The sequence below is a fragment of the Paenisporosarcina sp. FSL H8-0542 genome (assembly GCF_038632915.1).
Lineage (GTDB): Bacteria > Bacillota > Bacilli > Bacillales_A > Planococcaceae > Paenisporosarcina.
The window spans coordinates 3,524,022-3,541,746 of sequence record NZ_CP152050.1; the positions used below are offsets into that span (position 1 = coordinate 3,524,022).

The window sequence follows — 17,725 nt, forward strand, 5'->3', positions numbered from 1 at the left end:
TTAATTCAAGTTACTGGCACACTAAAATTTCTCTGGAAAATATGCCTTTTTTGGCTACGCATCTGTCGATGATGTGAAAACCCGCTTCTTCAATCATGTGATCGATTGTGTCAATCGTAACGACCACGAGCTTCTTAGAAAAAGGCCGTGCATGCTTGAGGATGGATAGTTGATCCTCAGGTGTGGCATGTGTGTAGAGATTGTATGGCATATCAATAATGGTGGCATCATAGTTAGACGTCACTTCCGCGATTGGGCCAAGGTCAACATCCCCTGTTAATCCGAAATGCGCAATGTTTTCACGTGATCCTAGAACGACCAACGGATTAATATCGCGGCCGACTATATCGATTCCCATTGAAAGTGCTTCTACCAGGACAGTACCGATTCCACAGCACGGATCGATTGCTTTCACATCATCTGGTTTTGGAACGGCAATATTTGCCACCGCACGGGCCACTCGTGTGCTAAGTGCTGTTGAATACTCACGCGGTTTTTTTAAATGGTGCAACCAAACAGCTTCACTTTTTAGGTACTCCCCAAAATACCAACGTCCATCGAATGGCACTAATCCAAATGTCATATCGGGGTGATGAACATCTGCTTCCCCTTCAATGATCATTCCAATTTCACGTTCGATTTCTCGCTTTTGTTGGTAGTCCACTTTTTCCGTTAGAGCCAAGTCATTGATTTTGACAAAAATGACTTTAAAAGTGGATTCCATCATATTTACGACTTCCACTTGCTTCAAAATATCCGAGAGCTCATCACCTTCAAAAATTACTTCTATTCGTTCTTTCATAAATGGACTTCTGCTCGGATTTATTTCATTCGAGCTTTTGATTATTTTAGTATGTGTATCCATATCAAAAAATGAACGCATTTCCAAATGACATAAAGATTCTTCGTCATTGGTGTATGCGTATGTATAAATAAATTCACCTGTTCGTTCTAGTTGATTCAAGTTATTCCCATCCTTTTTCATGCCCCTTTACTTCGTGAAGAGCAGTACCTTGTTAGTATAACAACTGGTGAATATTTATGCCGGAAATGTGATGAATAATTGCAAACTTGTTTTTCTATTCATCTTTATTTTTATCGATAATTTAATAAAAAATAAATAATTTTTATCGATAAAATTATTTCAGAAAAATTTTATGACCATACATGAAGAAATACATTTTAAGCCATACTTACTATGTACGGCCAACTTGAAAGGAGACATGATCAAATGCCAAAAAACAATCAGAATTCTTCAGGTAACTCTTCAGGTAACAACAACCGAAACAAAACGAAAACACCACCAAAAACTGGGCAAACAAATGGTGCTCTAACAGGGCGAGAAGAATTCTCTCGTGAATTGACTGAAATCATTAATAAAGCCACACAATCAGGGCAAAGCCAAACTGCTCAAAAACGAAAAAATAACAAATAGTTTTTTCTCAACTCACATGAAAAGAAGCAGGATTCCTAAGGGGATGCCTGCTTCTTTTTCTATATAAAAGGCACAAATGCCTGTTTTTATTTTCCTTCATGCATTGACTTGAGATGGGTCATATTCAAATAAATGGTTTTCCCATTCCCTGTAACCAACTCCACCAAAACAGGATCGACTTGGTTTAAAATCCCTATTTTTCCGGAATCTTTTCCTAAATCAAATAGCACTATTTTCCCGATATGCATTTTTATTTGCTCTTTAAACGTGTGAGCGAATGATTCGTCAGAAGAATTAAGTTGTTGACCTATCTTAATTTGATAAGGGGTTTGGTTGATATAGGGGATTAGCCATTTAAGATGGACGATTGGAATGTAAATCGTTTTAAATGCTGGCGAATCGAACACAATATAGTCTTCTTTGACATATCGGATATAACCATGTACTGTATGACTTCCGGTTAAAAAAAGTTCTACAAATTTACCAGACGCGTTCGTTAATATCTGTTTCATGGATAGCTGCTTTTCCTCTTTTTCAAACGGTGACATATCATTATTAATGTATTCTTCAGTATACGTTGTTTCCACTTTTTTTACGGAGATAAGATGCACGACTGGCAAATACACATAATGTTGACCGTTAAAGAGGACAATAATATCCGAACCTACTTCCAGAAGCTTTCCTATGATTGATTTTTTGGAGGATACTTCAACATCTATTATTTGACCTATATAAGAATCGAGACTATTCATTTATTCAACTCCTTTACTTATAAAATGAAGAGAAGCCACAAATTAAATATAACTAACGTGACGAAAAGAGTCGCTGGAATAACCAATAATGCTGGTCTTCGGTATTTCTTTCTTAAAAAGAAGATCGATAAGTAAATTAAGCGTCGCAATTCCAATCATGGAAGGAACGAAAGCGAAATGTCTATAGGAAATCAAATCTAAACCAACCATTTTTAAACCAATTAGATTTGCTATATTACTCTCTCACCGATTGGCAAACTGGCAGACGTCGCAATAAATACTCCTGCGAATAAATTAGGCAATTTTTGATGTGTTTCAACCGAGACATGCTTACGATATGTAGGATGATTGGAGTGGTAATCAGAATACTTCCGTCATTATTGAAGAAGATGGTCATTAAAAACACAATCATACAGGAATAGTTTTAGTCCAGATCCTTTGCTTAATTAGCCAGATTAACCGCAACCCCCCAGAAAACTCCTTTACTTTCCAAAACAATACAAATGACAATTGTCGAAATGATCGTGATGGATGGTCCGCTTACCAGCTTAAATATTTCAAGAACATCACTAAATTGCACCACACCTGCAACAATAAGTAGAAGTGCTCCACAAAGTGCAGGGATGGATTCATTTATTCCCTGGGGTCTCCAAAGGATGAACAAAGTTGTGAGTGCAAAAATTGTAAATGTATTAACAAGTTCATATTTATGCATTTGGATTAATCCCATTAAAACGGAATTTCATTTTTTTCTTATTATTACGTTCAATTTGTATTGACTGCGACTCTATTGAGAGTGGATGGTAAAGACGACTGTGACTGCAGTTTGTTCAACTACAGGTCTTTCATCCTTTTTTTGTAGGATGATTACTTTTTCCTTTTTTGTGCTTTTCTCTTCATGCGTTTATTTCTTCGCATCATCGCAAGATACAATTCTTCTTCATACGTTAATCTTGTATAGGTTGAACTTGTATAGGTTGATGATTCTTGGTTTCCATCTGATTGCTTGCCATTTTTTGACGAGTTTTTTGATGTTTCTTGGTCTCCGTCTGATTCCTTGCCTTTTTTTGACGAGTTTTTTGATGTTTCTTGGTCTCCGTCTGATTCCTTGCCTTTTTTTGACTTTGTTTGTTGGGCATTTTCTTCTTCAGTTTGTTTGGCATTTTCTTCTTCAGTTTTTTTCTCTTCTGATTTATTAATATTTAGACTGAAATTTTTCACATGATAGTTAGCAATTCGGAAGATTTCGTTGTTAACAACCATTACTAGGTATTCATCATTGGCTTCGGTTAATAGACCTTCTATACTTTCCGGACCTTTTCTATTTATTTTAATCCAAGAGTATGTCAGATTTTTCAATAAACCATTGGTATTGTCTGCAGTAATTTGATCATAAACATCTTTTATTTCGTTCATTTTTAAGATTGCTTCATCTTCAGTAGCTTCGTCCGTTAACGTTTCCTCTACCTTTACTTCCTCATCTTTTACATCGACGTTATTGGTCGTGGGTATAGCGTGACTAAAACTTTTGATATGTTGTTCTTTGTAAAAAATTAATCCGTCCTGCTCAGTATGAAGAACAAAGAAGTCGTCCTTTACATCAATCAGTGTCCCAAACTTGGATTCTGGACCTTTCCCATTAATCTGGATAATTTGATCTTTGAAATGACCCGCAACTTCATTAAACTTGGCTGCTTTAACTAGGTAATTGGAATCATACACTCTTAAAATAGAATTAAATCGAATCTGGGAATTTTCTTTAATACTTTTAATGTGAGCGGTTTTGTAATAAATAATTTCGCCATCTTCTTTTTGTAGGGTTAAATAATCATCGTTGACATCCAGTAAAACGCCTACATTTGAATCGGGACCACCTTTGTAAACTTGAACTGACCTTCCAACTAATGAGATTAAATACTCATCTTTCATCCCGTTTTCCCCTTTCTTCTGTCTTGTCATTGCAAAACAAATAAAAATGCCTCATTAATTTTATTTAGGGCAAATTATTAAGTTTATGATTATGTATATGTCTATGACTTCCATTGTGCATAGGTGAATTAATCAATTATTATCGTGCTGTTTTTGATTGCTTTCCTAATTCAAAGAAATTGGTGACTAAATTGTAGAATATATACTGGAGGTTTCGCAGTGGGAAAAATGCAATTTTTATATCAACTGAAATTAATTCCTTCATTACTTGAAGAATCAAATTGGACTGATAAAGAAAATAATATGTTCAGCATCACTCCGAAGAAGAAGCAAATACTTTGATGGAAAACGACCCCGCAATAAAAGAAGGCATAATGGAGGCTAAGTTGTTTCCCTATCGCGTAGCGTTAATAAAAGATTAATAGGATATTTTTCAGTTACATCAAAATCCCTTTTTTAAGCCATACTTTCTTATATGGGGAGAGACAACATCAAGCAACAATAAAAATTCGTTGCACAAACACCGAAAGCTTTGAAACAAAAACTCCAGCATAAGCAAGAAGAGTTTTCTCGCGAATTCCCTAACTCGGCAATAAAACTGGAAAGCAAGATGGGAAATCAGCAACTCAAGGGAATAGAAACAAAAGCTAATTAAGCGATACCCAATTGGAGTGAATACCGATGAGCAGTAATCGTGAAAAAGAGATTTTTTCTGACCCTGCCAATACGATTGTCAGTGTAAACGGCGTTCAAGTTTTTCTTGATAATAAGTTTGAAGATGAAACGTTGAATGAGGAAATCGAAAAAGAGTACCATGTGGAAAATGAAGGAAAATCCATTATCAAGCAGCCAAAAAAGAAACAGCATTAATCAAACGAACCATCTTTTATTCGTGTAAAAGGTGGTTCGTTTCATTTTGTTTTCTATCTATACATCCAATGTCTCTTAATAGGATTTGTGCGTTGTTTTCAGTCGCTACATGATATTCGTTGTCCTTTTTTGATACAGAAACTTTTCCCTAATCCTCATAAAAAGAAAGGCGCGTGGGAATACTTCTTATAGCGATTTAAAATAGGAGGATATTTAATTTGGAAACGATAGAAAACTCATTATCCATTTTCGCCCTTGGCGGCGTAAATGAAATCGGAAAAAACATGTATGTCCTGCAAGTTGAAAACGATATCGTAGTCATCGACTGCGGATCTAAATTTCCAGATGAAAGCTTACTTGGCATAGATTTAATCATTCAAGATATTTCCTATTTACAGGAAAACAAGGAAAAGGTTCGAGCTTTAATTGTTACCCATGGTCATGAAGATCATATTGGGGGCATCCCATACTTATTAAAACAATTGAATATGCCGATTTATGCCACAAGAATGACGTTGGGATTAATTGAAATCAAGTTGAAAGAACACGGACTATTACGACAAACTGAAATGAATTTGATTGATTCCAAGTCAAAAATCAACTTCAATGCCATTACATGTACCTTCTTTAAAACAAACCACAGCATCCCAGATTGTTTAGGAATTGCCTTTCACACACCTGAAGGTACGGTTGTTCATACCGGGGACTTTAAATTCGATTTAACTCCAGTGAATAATGAATATGCGGACATTCATGAAATGGCTGAAATCGGCAAGAATGGTGTTCTTGTATTATTATCAGAAAGTACAAATGCGGAACGTCCTGGATTTACTCCATCAGAATCTTTAGTTGGCGGACACATTGAAGATGCCTTCCGCAAAGCGAACAGGAAAGTATTTATTTCAACATTTGCATCCAATGTTCATCGAGTTCAACAAGTCGTGGATGCCGCCCAAAAAACAAACCGAAAACTTGTCCTACTCGGACGCAGTATGGTGAATGTGGTTTCTGTTGCTATGGAGAAGGGCTATTTAAATGTTCCCGAGGGCATGATTATTGACCCGCATGATATCAAGCGAATGGCTCCAGAAAACGTAGCTATTCTTTGTACAGGAAGCCAAGGGGAAACCATGGCGGCTTTATCGCGCTTAGCAAGCTCCAACTATCGTCAAGTAGAAATCCTGCCTGAAGATACTGTGATTTTCGCTTCGTCACCTATACCTGGAAATGAACGGAATGTTTCACGAGTTATCGATAATTTGTATCGGTTAAGAGCAAAAGTCATTTATGGTTCTGGTAGTGCTACAGGGATGCATGTTTCCGGACATGCCTGCCAAGAAGAATTGAAACTGATGCTGACGTTGATGAAACCGAAATATTTTATCCCAATTCACGGAGAGCTCAGAATGCTACATCAGCATCGGTTATTAGCCGAATCAGTTGGTGTGGAAAGAGAAAATGTCTTTATCATCAGCAATGGAGACGTAGTAGACGTAAACAACTCCATTGCACGCCAAACGCGAAAGGTCCCTTCCGGCAACATTTTTGTCGACGGATTAGGGATTGGGGATGTAGGAAACATTGTGTTGCGGGATCGCAAGCTTCTATCTGAAGACGGGATGATTGTCATCGTCATTACTCTCAGTAAGTCCGATGGTCAAATTATTTCCGGACCTGATACCATTTCCCGGGGCTTCGTCTATGCACGTGATGCTGAAGAACTGATGAAGGAAGTGGATCGATTAGTGTTGACTACCATCCAAACAACTGAATCAGCGAATGGACGTCAGCGTAACGTACTGAAGCAAAGCATTAAAGCTACCTTAGGGAAGTTTATATTTGTAAAAACGAAAAGAAAGCCGATGATTCTACCTATCATTATCGAGATTTAACTTGATTGCATACATGAATAAAAGCGAACTCCATAAATTAAAGGAGTTCGCTTTTTTAAATTTATATACTGGTATGTCATTTAAAAAAGGTTTCGTCATTTTCCAATTCGATATGATAACGATTCATACCCTTGAGGAGAAGGTCACGAACATAGTCGATTGCAAACACCCATCTTCGAAAACAGAAGATGGGTGTTTAGTGGACAATATATAAAATTATTATAAGTTATTCCATTTACTTTTTACTCACACCCAAATGCATCATACTAAAATTCCTCTTCAAGAGTTCCCAGGTTTCAGTTACTGAGTAGATCATGCATTGTCGAATAAGCTTTGACGATATTAATGATGTTCAGGATTCTTTTTTTAATTGGTTTTTGCGTAACGCATATATAACTACTAACAAAAGAGGTAAAAATAATCCTATTGATAATGAATATGAAACAAGCGTTGTACTGTCCCAATTTTTTTGGTAGATAACGTTTGGATAAACCACAAGAGAAAGGGCAATGGCAATCATGCCTAACGGTATAGTTAAGGGACGATAATCTTTTAAATTTAAAATTTGTGCAATCCCTAAAACGGAAGCGTAAAAATAAAGGGTCGCCTTAAAGTAGAGCGCAATAATCCAAAAGGCGGCCATTAACGCCTCGATACGCTGTACAAAATCCCCGATATTTATCCTTTTAGCCAATTCATAGCCAGGATATAACTGTCTTGTAGTATTCTCGGCACCTAATACCGCAACACACAAAAATGTAATGATGATGGTGACGATTCCACCTATTAAGTTTCCAATTAAAAAGGATTTTTTTCCTTGTCTAGCTTTGTTTATAAATGCAGGAAAAATCATTACCAAAATAACAGCATTGACAGAAGAGTAAACCACTAAATTCAGGGATGATTGAACAATTTTTTTTGTTCCTGCCTCATATACAGGTTGTATGTTTTCAAACTTGATTTCTGGTGAAATAAACACCACTAAAATGAGAAATAGGAAGAAGAAAACAACAATTAAGATTTCGGCCGACCTAGCGATTGTCTCTAACCCAAGACGAACACCCATCATGATAATCATTCCCATAAGTGTATTTAGCGCTACCATTGGAGTAGTTGGCAGCACATGGATATTTAGAAAAGTTCCAGAATGAGCTAGAAGATTAGTGGTATAAAGAAAAGAAAGCGACACAAATAAAAGAGAAAATATTGTCCCTATCCATTTCCCAAAGAGTTTATTATTGATTTCAATAAAAGTGAGATTTGGAAACCATTTCCCTATTGTGCAAAATAGCCAAATGACTAGTAACCCAATCCCCATCCCGAATATCGCGGCAATCCAAGCGTCTTGCTTCGCATTTTGAGCTAAGCCTGATGGTACAAGCAAGATGCTCGAACCAATCGTAAATAGGGTGACTAGAACAAGAAATTGGTACGAATTTATTTTTACATCCTTCATCATTTCATATCATACCTTCCGCTCCAATAGGACTCCCGGGTACCTGTCACTGAGTTGGCAATACATTTCCAACTTGGCTTTTAGCAAATTTTTTCCTAAGGATTTCTGGCCTCTTTTTTTAATTTCTTTTTTCGTAACCCATATATAACTACCAGCAAAAGAGGTAAAAAAAATCCGTATGACAATGATAAGGAATTACCCGTTGTACTGTCCCATTTTTGTTGGTAAATGACGTTAGGATAAATCACGAGAGAAAGGACAACAGCAATCATGCCTAAGGGGAGTGTTAAAGGGCGGTAATCTTTCAAATTTAGAATTTGTGCCGTACCTAAAACGGAAGCATAAAAATAAAGTACTGTCTTAAAGTAGAGCGCAATAATCCAAAGTGTAGCCATTAACCCCTCGATACGCTGTACAAAATCCCCAACATTTATCCTTTTAGCCAATTCATAGCTAGGAAAAGACTGTCTTGCAGTATTCTCATAACCTAATACAGCAACACTCAAAAATGTAATAATAATAATGACGATGCCACCTATTAAGTTTCCGAATAAAAAGGATTTTTTACCTTGTTTCATTTTGTTAATAAAGGAAGGAAAAATCATTAATAAAATAACGGCATTAACTGAAGATACTACGAAATAAAATAAGGATGATTGAACGATCTTTTTCGTACCCACCTCAAATACAGGCTGTATGTTTTCAAACTTGATTTCAGGTGAAATAAACACCACTAAAATGAAAAAAAGGACGAAGAAAACGGCAATTAAGATTTCTGCAGAACGAGCGATGGTTTCCAATCCAAGACGGACTCCCATCACCACTACCCCCACCATAAGAATACTAAGGACTACCATTGGAGTACTTGGCAGCGCATGGATGTTTAGGAATGTCCCACAATAAAACAAAAGTTCTGAAGTATAAAGTAAAGTCGTGAGTACAAAAAAAACAGAAAAGGCTTTACCTATCCATTTTCCAAATACTTTTTCATTGATTTGGATAATGGTGAGGTGAGGGAACCAAAGAGCTATAGTGATGAATAGCCATATGAACAATAACCCGATTCCCGTACCAATTATAGCGGCAATCCAAGCGTCTTGTTTCGCGTCGGCTGCTAATACTGATGGTACAGTTAAGAGACTTGTACCAATCGTAAAAAAAATAACTAAAATTAGAAATTGGTACGAGTTTATTTTAACGTCTTGCATCATTTCATATCATACCTTCCGCTCCACACTGTTCTTTTACTTTAACAAATGAGCAATAACATCATTAAGAGGTTTGAACACAAAAGTGAGTAAATCTAATGGAGTTGGAATAGATTTTCCAACTCCTAGTGTAATACTTATTCCTACGGCAATAGCAAGAAGTATAGCAAACACAAGCAACTCTTTTTTATACTTTTTTTCCAATAGAGGAGGAACTTCAATCCACAGAATGGTAACAGCAATCAGGAGTATTCCTATACTTTTCAACATGATTATTTAATTTCCTTTACATCTTCTAGGTAGGAATTAGTTACTGTACCCGTATGCTGAAGTTTCACATCAACTTTAACGTTCGCTGACAACTCAGAAAATCCTTCATCCCTCCACTGCCTTTTAATCTTTTTCCATTCTTTCGGATTGGATCGATGAATGGCTTCACCAAATCCAAATATGTCTGATTCATATTGTTTTTGTACCGATTCAATGGTCTGATTAATGGTATCTTCCATTTTTTTTTCCGTAATTTTCTCTAGCTCAGCAAATGTTTTTGGTTCACTAAGATTAATTGGACATTCTACATCCCCTACATTTCCTTTTACTTTAATATTGACGTCTACTTCGGGTTTTCCTTTATTCATTTTACCTTTAACGTCAGATTTTAACTGAATGATTTCTATAGAAATTTTTCCTTCTTTAGGACAAGATATTACACTTACTGTATTTTTCACTGAGTTGGTGATGTCATTATATCCTCTGCTTTCCTCTTCAGTTAACCAGCCCAACAGTTTATCTTTTTTAAACACAGCTAATTCATCATATATAATTCGCGCTTCAGGAGTAATTGATTCTACATTCTGTTTGCTTGTTCCTATTTCTTGGTTCCCTGTTACTAGAATCCCCGTTAATACCGCTTCTTTTCCTTCATTTGTTAGATCTGTTATCAGCTCATCTAATATAATGCCGTTCGTTGCGGCCCAGGCAGTTTCTGACGTTTTAAGCGTGTTAAACATTTTATTAGCGGGTATGGCTTCAAGAGTTGTTGTGACATTTAGTATCTCTTCCGCGGTCACATCCTTAGCAATAACAACATAAAAATCAGATCGAAGTTCCCAATCTCTTGACAGTAACTCTAAGGATTCGCCTATACCTTCTTCAGCTAAATCCTCACCGATCACAAGCATTCGAAGATGACCAGGATATATTTTTCGTGGCGAGTTCTTTGTCATTTTTCGAAGAGCTTCATATACCGTTTCCCCTTTCGCCTGAAACAGGGTTACCGGTGAACGCCCAGTACTTGCTTTCGCTGATATTTCAGAAGGTACAACCACTTGAGCAGTTACTTGGTATTCATCTTCTACTTTATCGATGCCTAATGCTAATGTAATGCCAAGCTCATTTAATTCCCTCCGGTCCCAACACCCCGTAAGAAAGAGGCTGAGAATCAGCAGTACAAACATGCACTTTTTCATCGTTTACTCCCTTTCATACTCCTCATTTTTTGTTGGTTGTGGTTTTGCAGAGGCGGAATCTTTTTGACGAGTCATATTTTGTTGATTGATTAGGCGAGGTCGAGTAAACATTTTCCATTTAGGCAAACGAATAAACGTGTCCTTTTGATCGGAAATATTAAATGGAGCTAATGGAGACATATATGGTATGCCAAAAGAACGTAAACTGCATAAATGCAGAATAAGAGCAATTAAACCTATCGTAATTCCAAACAAACCGAACGATGCTGCGATTGCCATAAATACAAAGCGCAACATCCTGACAGCGATAGCCAAGTCATAAGTAGGGGAAACAAAACTTGAAATGGCTGTTATTGAAACTACGATGACCATCGCAGCAGAAATTATGCCTGCTTCAACGGCTGCTGTTCCAATAACAAATGCCCCTACTATAGACATGGCTGCACCGATGTTTCTAGGCATTCTTATACCTGCTTCACGCAAAAGTTCAAAGGTGACTTCCATTATTATTGCTTCAACAAATGCCGGAAATGGGACGCCTTCCCGTTGGGCTGTCAAACTGATAAGGAGTGCAGGTGGTAGCATTGAGTGATGAAAAGTGGTGATTGCAATAAATAATGATGGTGCCAATAAAGCAATTGCAAATGCAAAAAAACGAAGAAGCCGAATAAGACTCGCAATATCTGCACGTTGATAGTAGTCCTCGGAAGATTGAAAAAATTGAACAAATACTGCTGGAACAATCAGTACAAAGGGTGTTCCATCAACTAAAATAGCTATGCGCCCTTCCAATAGTGCCGCAGCGACTATATCTGGACGTTCTGTATTAAAAACTGTGGGAAAAGGTGATAAAGGTGCATCCTCAATCAACTCCTCAATGTTTCCACTTTCAAGAATTGCATCAATTTTTATTTTATCCAAACGCAAACAGACTTCTTTCACTATTTTGTCATTTGCAATGCCGTTCATATACATCACGGCAACGTTCGTTTTCGTTCGTTTTCCAATAATTTTTGATTCCATCCAAAGATTTGGGTCTTTAATTTTCCTGCGAACTAAGGCTGTATTTACACGCAAATTTTCGGAGAAACTTTCGCGTGGTCCCCTGACTACCATCTGAGATGATGCTTCGGTTACTCCCCGATCAACCCAATGTCTGTTGGAAATGATTAAACCTTGCTTATAACCATCGATTAAAATAACCGTATCTCCCGATAAAAGACCAGTAAAAAGCACATCGAAATCGGTTAAATCTTTTATATCCCCTACTGTCATGGCAAAATCTTTTAAAACGCTAATAAGATTTTGTTCTGGAGATATCTTTTCCTGCAATTCCGTCCCTTTGGTATCCAACATGAGCGTTTCCAAAATGAAGTTTTGTAATGATGGTGTGTCAGTTAACCCATCTGTATATATGATAGCGGCTTTAATGGATCCATCTTTTCCAATATTAATTTCTCGAATGATAATATCAGAGCTTTCCCCAAGTGAATCTTTAATTATTTGTATATTCTCTTGAAGATTTGGTTTTATATATTTTGTTGGACTTTTATTCGTCCTTTGACTAGTTGAAGTAGAATTGGGTTGTATTTTATTATTAATTTTCTTTTCGAAAAAGCCCATACACTACCTCATTTACTGTTTCGTTTTTATTTTTGCTAACTTTACTTTTTTTTGGTAATCCTTTTGTCAGTTACAAGAAAATTAACCCAATTACTACATAAACTTTCTTCACAAGCATGTTCAATTTTTCTTTATTTCATACAATATTATTGGTCATATTAAGTGCAACTTTTGAAATAAAGGGGGTAAACCATTTTTTGCAGAACTAAAGAATTCGAAAACCTAATTTCTACTGTAAATGTATTAGAAATGAGATTCGTATTTTGTTATTTCATTAGAGAATAATAAAAAACGATAAAACCCCTGAGTAGGTTTTATCGTTTTATGGTTAGAAAGCTTTTTAAATTTAGACGCTACCATTGTTATTGGTGACGATTATAGTATAGGCACTTAATTGAATCCGGCAGATAATGCTTTGTTGTTGCAATTCTTACTTTCTCGACGAATTCAGGTTGAATGAGTGGTTGAAGCGGTTGTTCCACTTTATTAAAATATTGTAAAGCGTCACTGACCACTATATCCCATTCTTCGTGGTAACGGAGAAGGTCATCTGGGTAAACTCTCGTCCGCTCCGTCCCGTCTTCAGGGAAACAATCGAAAGGTTCATCAATATTCAAAGTTCCATAATCGTCTGTTAACTGTTCACCTGGATAAATGTCTCTGATGGCTAGCTCGAATTCATAAGCGGTCCCCATGCAATTGGCATGAAAACTGTGGTTCACATATCTCCCTAAATCCCAACATAAAACGTACTTCCCTTCTTGGTTTCGATATGCATATTTTTTCAATAACTCGCTTCTGTACTCGTCAACCGTATGAATATAGTCGGGCTCCAGTATTTGATCGAGGTCGTCCAGTGCCCATGTAATCGTTCCTTTCGGAATAAATTGAGTCGCAAATACACCAAAACCCATTTCATCATTTATATAACGTAATTCCGTATGCGGATGTATCATATCTAAGTATTCCCCTTTACTAAGTTGGTATTAAAACCAGTCTATGCACTTGGGGAATGACTTGTTGAAAGATAAGTTTAAAAACGCTTAATTCGAAAACACAAAACCTCCAGAAGAATCGTTGATTCTTCTGGAGGTTTTGTGTTTTAAGAAATGGATTGTTGCTTTAGGATGATTTGATGAAATGCCTTCTCAATTGTTTCGAACGTAAAATGAAACCCTTCTTTCTCGAGCCTCTCCGGCAACACCCAACGACTTTTCACGATGAGTTCTGTTTCAGTTCGTATAAGGATAGCACCGATTTCGAGCATCCATTTTGGGGAAGGCAATCCAAGCTTTCGATTCATTGCTTTGCGCAGTTGTTCCATGAATTCACGATTAGAAACGGGATGTGGAGCAGACAAATTAAAGACACCCTCCAAGTCGGTTCTTTCTTGAAGGAATAGAATAATCTGGTACACATCTTCAATATGAATCCAACTAAACATTTGATTACCTGACCCCTGTGCCCCACCGAGCCCGAAGCGCACCAAGTTGAAGTAAGGCTTCATCACGCCACCCTCTGCACCAAGTACAATTGCCATGCGTAAAGCCACTAGTCTAGTATGTGGAAGTTGATAATCGAATAGGGATTGCTCCCACGCTCTGGCTATATCTACCGAAAAACCGTTGCCAATTTCCCCATTTGTTTCCGTCATGGGACGATCTTCTGCATGACGATAAATCGTTGCTGTACTTGAATTGATCCATAATGGCGGTGGAGTTTCACAAGCCAACAGAGCGTTTCCAAGTATTTGAGTCGTCTTCGTACGGGAACTCATGATTTCTTCTTTATTCTTGTCATTGTAACGACAGTTAACGGATTTACCAGCAAGATTGATCAGCATTTCCGCACCATTCAAAGCACTAATAATACCCGTCTGATTACACCACGCAATATGGTGAGGCTGTCTTGAAATAATCACCACTTCATACCCTAAATCGGTGAATTTCCCCTCCAAGTATTGTCCAATAAAACCTGTTCCTCCAGCTAAGACCACCTTCTTTTTCATACCATCCACCCGTTTTCTGACAGTTTATTTAACATGACGAAGAGAGAGTAAAAAGGATGCTTTAATTCCACTTACAATCAAAATAAAAAGGGGATAAAAATACATCTGAAATGTGGATGAATGAATCGAATAAAAAAACACCTCGAAAATGTTTACATAATTCAAATCATTAATTAAGATCTAACCTTATTTTTATGACTGCAAAAAAACGAGGAAAACCTCGAGCTATAAGATAATTCGTAAAAAAGAAGAGAAAATCTAAGTAGAAAGAATATGAATATTCAAAAAAATAGTATAAAAGACTCTGAATCTATTAGAAAGAAACAAGCATTTTAACTCATTGTTTTAACTCACTTTTGCAAATATTCTAATAAAGATTAACTATCTCAAGGGGGTTACGAATTGAAAAAGTTTTGGAAATCTAGTATTACATCGGTTGTGTTTGCAGGAACATTGCTATCCGGTATGTCCGGTGGCTTTGCAAGCCCAATTTCCGAAGCGCCTCTTCATCAACAAGTATCACATTCTGCTCAATCTCATTTTGCAGGATCTATTGACCTCTCAATTGTAAATGACGAGAAATTAATCAAAGCATTAATGAAACGTGGTGTAATACCAGCTAATGCATCAGAAGCACAAAAACAACAGGGATTGCATAATTATTTAGCTGCTAAAGGTCAATCTGACTCTAGTAACAAAGTAAGTGATGATCCATTAGCGAAACAGGTGAAACAAGCCGAAGCGAAGAAACAGAAAGAATTCAATAATGGTTTATTAAAGGGAAATGGCAAAAAAAATGGGCATCTAAAAAAACAACCAGATCCTGTTGAAGAAGGGGCATCACCAGGTGTAGTGAAACAAGGTAAACTATTAACACTAATGGTAGAATACTCGGATTTTGAACATAATAATCTCCAACCAAATGAAACAGACAACTACTACGAGGATTACAACACGAAGCATTTCGAAGATATGATTTTCGGTGAAAATGGCGTGAAAGGTCCGAATGGAGAAACGTTTGTTTCACAGAAACAATATTATGAAGAACAATCTGGTGGTACGTATACGATTGAAGGAAAAGCATATGGATGGTTAAAACTTCCTGGTACTGCAGCATTTTATGGTGCTGATAGAACTAATGGCGGTCATGATAATGTTGCACCCGGCGGATCGAAAATATTAGTAAAAGATGTATATAACGCGGCTAAAGCAGCAGGTGTCCCATTACAAGATTACGATTTAGAAGATTCACATGATTTAGATGGAGACGGTAACTTCTGGGAGCCAGACGGTTTAGTCGATCACTTACAAATCATTCACTCTGGGATGGGACAAGAAGCAGGTGGTGGTTCATTAGGTGATAACGCAGTTTGGTCACATCGTTCAGCATCATTTGTGGATCCAGATGGACTTGGAGCAGGTCTTCCTGGCTTCTACGATTACACAGTTATGCCGGAAGATGGGGCAACTGGTGTTTTCGCTCACGAGTATGGTCATGACTTAGGCTTACCGGATGAATATGACACTGCTTATTCTGGAACAGGCGAAGCTGTTGCTTATTGGTCCATTATGTCTGCAGGTTCTTGGGCTGGTAAAATTCCTGGAACAGAACCGACTGGATTCTCTCCGTGGGCTAAGCAATATTTCCAATCTACATTAGGTGGCGAATGGTTTGAACCAGCCGTATTAGAATGGAAAGATGTTTCTTCGAAAGGTACACAGTTTTTATTAGATCAAGCAAATTCACCACTCGGTAAAAACAACCAAGTTGTTCGCATCAACATACCGAAAAAAGAAACACCTGTGAACACACCTAAATCTGGTAACTTCGAATTCTGGGGTGGTCAAAAAGATGAAAGCGATTCAAACATGGTGACAAACGTTGATTTGACAGGAAAAACTTCTGCTACATTAACTTTTGATGCTTGGTACGAAATTGAAGAAAAATGGGATTTTGCATTTGTACAAGTTTCTAAGGACAACGGTGCGACATGGAAATCTCTTGGTAATGCAAACACGAGAAGTGATGTTGTGGCTGAAGGTTATCCAACAATCCTAAATTCAATGCCAGGACTAACAGGTCATTCCAATGGTTGGACTGAACAATCGTTCGATTTGAGTGAATATGCAGGCCAAAACATTAAACTTCGTTTACGTTCTGTAACGGACTGGGGTACTTCGGAACTTGGTTTCTTTGCGGATAATGTGAAAGTAGTAGCTGATGGACAAACAATCGTAGAAGATGGCGCCGAAACAGAACCAACTAAGTTCACTTTGAATGGGTTTGAGCGTTTCAATGGTAATAAATTAATGAATCATTACTATTTACTAGAGTGGAGAAATCATGCAGGTGTGGATGCAGGTTTAGGCAACATTGCTCGTGGTAATTCACTAATGAGCTATGATGGTGGTTTAGTCGTGTGGTATGTGGATGACAGTTACACGGATAACTGGACTGGGGTTCACCCTGGAGATGGTTTCTTAGGGGTTGTTGATGCACATACGAAAACCGATTTAACATGGAACATTAAAAATGGTACACCGGTTCAAGCAAGTTCTCGCTACCATTTAGCGGATGCAGCATTCGGATTGAATAAAACATCTGGATTGAATCTGATTTATCCAACTCAAACGTTGAATTATGCAAGCCAACAAGGCGTTCGATTGTTTGATGATGCAAATTCATATAGCAATTCATTTATGCCAGATGCAGGTCGCGATTTGCAGTCTTTGGGTTTGAAAATCACTGTAAATGGTCAAGCTGCTGATAAGTCTGTTGGTTCAATCGTCATTTACAAATAACCATCAAGCCCAATAACGTTACTGTTATTGGGCTTTTTTCATTTATATGGTTAACTTTGTATTTATTCAGTTATTATCATTGTTACTGACGAAGATGAAAACAGCAAAACCGTCCTAGCCATGCGAGGGATTCCAGTCTCTGCCACTGAAGAGGAGCATTCCGTATTCCAGGATGCCCATGAAGTCATTCAACACGGGTTGGCAGGAACGTTCGATCAATTGAATGCCTTTATTGAGCAGTTAAGAGATTAAAATAGAAAAATGCACCCGCTATTTATATG

At 37.3% G+C, this 17,725-nt stretch carries 17 protein-coding genes; 6 read left to right on the forward strand and 11 right to left on the reverse strand.

The features are described from left to right. Positions 1-10: 10 nt before the first annotated feature. Positions 11-964, reverse strand: coding sequence for an RNA methyltransferase (locus tag MHH33_RS17630; RefSeq protein ID WP_342542537.1), 954 nt, complete (start codon positions 962-964; stop codon positions 11-13). A gap of 267 nt (positions 965-1,231) precedes the next feature. Between MHH33_RS17630 and MHH33_RS17635 the strand changes: the two genes are divergently transcribed. Further along, positions 1,232-1,435 carry a hypothetical protein gene (locus tag MHH33_RS17635; RefSeq protein ID WP_016428835.1) on the forward strand — a complete coding sequence of 68 codons (204 nt, stop codon included), beginning with the start codon at positions 1,232-1,234 and terminating at the stop codon, positions 1,433-1,435. 86 nt (positions 1,436-1,521) lie between these two features. Here MHH33_RS17635 and MHH33_RS17640 read toward each other — a convergent pair whose 3' ends face one another. The 3 genes from MHH33_RS17640 to MHH33_RS17650 all read right to left on the reverse strand — a co-directional run bounded on the left by MHH33_RS17640 (position 1,522) and on the right by MHH33_RS17650 (position 4,116). Beyond that, entirely contained in the window at positions 1,522-2,187 is a 666-nt protein-coding gene (locus tag MHH33_RS17640) for a DUF2642 domain-containing protein (RefSeq protein ID WP_342542538.1), read from the reverse strand. A gap of 442 nt (positions 2,188-2,629) precedes the next feature. Further along, the gene (locus tag MHH33_RS17645) at positions 2,630-2,917 is read right to left on the reverse strand and encodes an ArsB/NhaD family transporter (RefSeq protein WP_147640311.1); all 288 of its coding nucleotides are present in this window, start codon (positions 2,915-2,917) and stop codon (positions 2,630-2,632) included. 137 nt (positions 2,918-3,054) lie between these two features. Continuing rightward, positions 3,055-4,116, reverse strand: a complete 1,062-nt coding sequence (locus MHH33_RS17650; protein WP_342542539.1) for a hypothetical protein — start codon at positions 4,114-4,116, stop codon at positions 3,055-3,057. 219 nt (positions 4,117-4,335) lie between these two features. On the opposite strand from MHH33_RS17650, the gene MHH33_RS17655 reads away from it, so the two are divergent. The 3 genes from MHH33_RS17655 to MHH33_RS17665 all read left to right on the forward strand — a co-directional run bounded on the left by MHH33_RS17655 (position 4,336) and on the right by MHH33_RS17665 (position 6,878). Continuing rightward, on the forward strand, positions 4,336-4,458 hold the full coding sequence (locus tag MHH33_RS17655; protein WP_255349286.1) for a hypothetical protein: 123 nt from the start codon (positions 4,336-4,338) through the stop codon (positions 4,456-4,458). A gap of 339 nt (positions 4,459-4,797) precedes the next feature. Continuing rightward, entirely contained in the window at positions 4,798-4,986 is a 189-nt protein-coding gene (locus MHH33_RS17660) for a hypothetical protein (RefSeq protein WP_342542540.1), read from the forward strand. A 218-nt stretch (positions 4,987-5,204) separates the two neighbouring features. Then, positions 5,205-6,878 carry a ribonuclease J gene (locus MHH33_RS17665; RefSeq protein WP_342542541.1) on the forward strand — a complete coding sequence of 558 codons (1,674 nt, stop codon included), beginning with the start codon at positions 5,205-5,207 and terminating at the stop codon, positions 6,876-6,878. A gap of 352 nt (positions 6,879-7,230) precedes the next feature. On the opposite strand, the gene MHH33_RS17670 is transcribed toward MHH33_RS17665, so the two are convergent. From MHH33_RS17670 to MHH33_RS17700, 7 genes are all read right to left on the reverse strand, one after another. Continuing rightward, on the reverse strand, positions 7,231-8,337 hold the full coding sequence (locus tag MHH33_RS17670) for an endospore germination permease (protein ID WP_342542542.1): 1,107 nt from the start codon (positions 8,335-8,337) through the stop codon (positions 7,231-7,233). 92 nt (positions 8,338-8,429) lie between these two features. Continuing rightward, the gene (locus MHH33_RS17675) at positions 8,430-9,545 is read right to left on the reverse strand and encodes an endospore germination permease (RefSeq protein ID WP_342542543.1); all 1,116 of its coding nucleotides are present in this window, start codon (positions 9,543-9,545) and stop codon (positions 8,430-8,432) included. Positions 9,546-9,578: 33 nt separating this feature from the next. Beyond that, positions 9,579-9,812 carry a hypothetical protein gene (locus tag MHH33_RS17680; RefSeq protein WP_342542544.1) on the reverse strand — a complete coding sequence of 78 codons (234 nt, stop codon included), beginning with the start codon at positions 9,810-9,812 and terminating at the stop codon, positions 9,579-9,581. A gap of 2 nt (positions 9,813-9,814) precedes the next feature. Beyond that, complete coding sequence (locus MHH33_RS17685) at positions 9,815-11,011, reverse strand: Ger(x)C family spore germination protein (protein ID WP_342542546.1); 1,197 nt, start codon at positions 11,009-11,011, stop codon at positions 9,815-9,817. 3 nt (positions 11,012-11,014) lie between these two features. Further along, positions 11,015-12,634, reverse strand: coding sequence for a spore germination protein (locus tag MHH33_RS17690; RefSeq protein ID WP_342542547.1), 1,620 nt, complete (start codon positions 12,632-12,634; stop codon positions 11,015-11,017). 362 nt (positions 12,635-12,996) lie between these two features. After that, positions 12,997-13,590 (reverse strand): SET domain-containing protein, encoded by a 594-nt coding sequence (locus MHH33_RS17695; protein ID WP_342542548.1) that lies wholly within the window; start codon positions 13,588-13,590, stop codon positions 12,997-12,999. A 146-nt stretch (positions 13,591-13,736) separates the two neighbouring features. Then, positions 13,737-14,642 (reverse strand): TIGR01777 family oxidoreductase, encoded by a 906-nt coding sequence (locus MHH33_RS17700; protein WP_342542549.1) that lies wholly within the window; start codon positions 14,640-14,642, stop codon positions 13,737-13,739. Between the two features lie 402 nt (positions 14,643-15,044). Between MHH33_RS17700 and MHH33_RS17705 the strand changes: the two genes are divergently transcribed. Beyond that, positions 15,045-17,444, forward strand: a complete 2,400-nt coding sequence (locus MHH33_RS17705; protein WP_342542551.1) for an immune inhibitor A domain-containing protein — start codon at positions 15,045-15,047, stop codon at positions 17,442-17,444. A gap of 120 nt (positions 17,445-17,564) precedes the next feature. Further along, complete coding sequence (locus MHH33_RS17710; RefSeq protein ID WP_342542553.1) at positions 17,565-17,696, forward strand: hypothetical protein; 132 nt, start codon at positions 17,565-17,567, stop codon at positions 17,694-17,696. Positions 17,697-17,725: the final 29 nt, after the last annotated feature.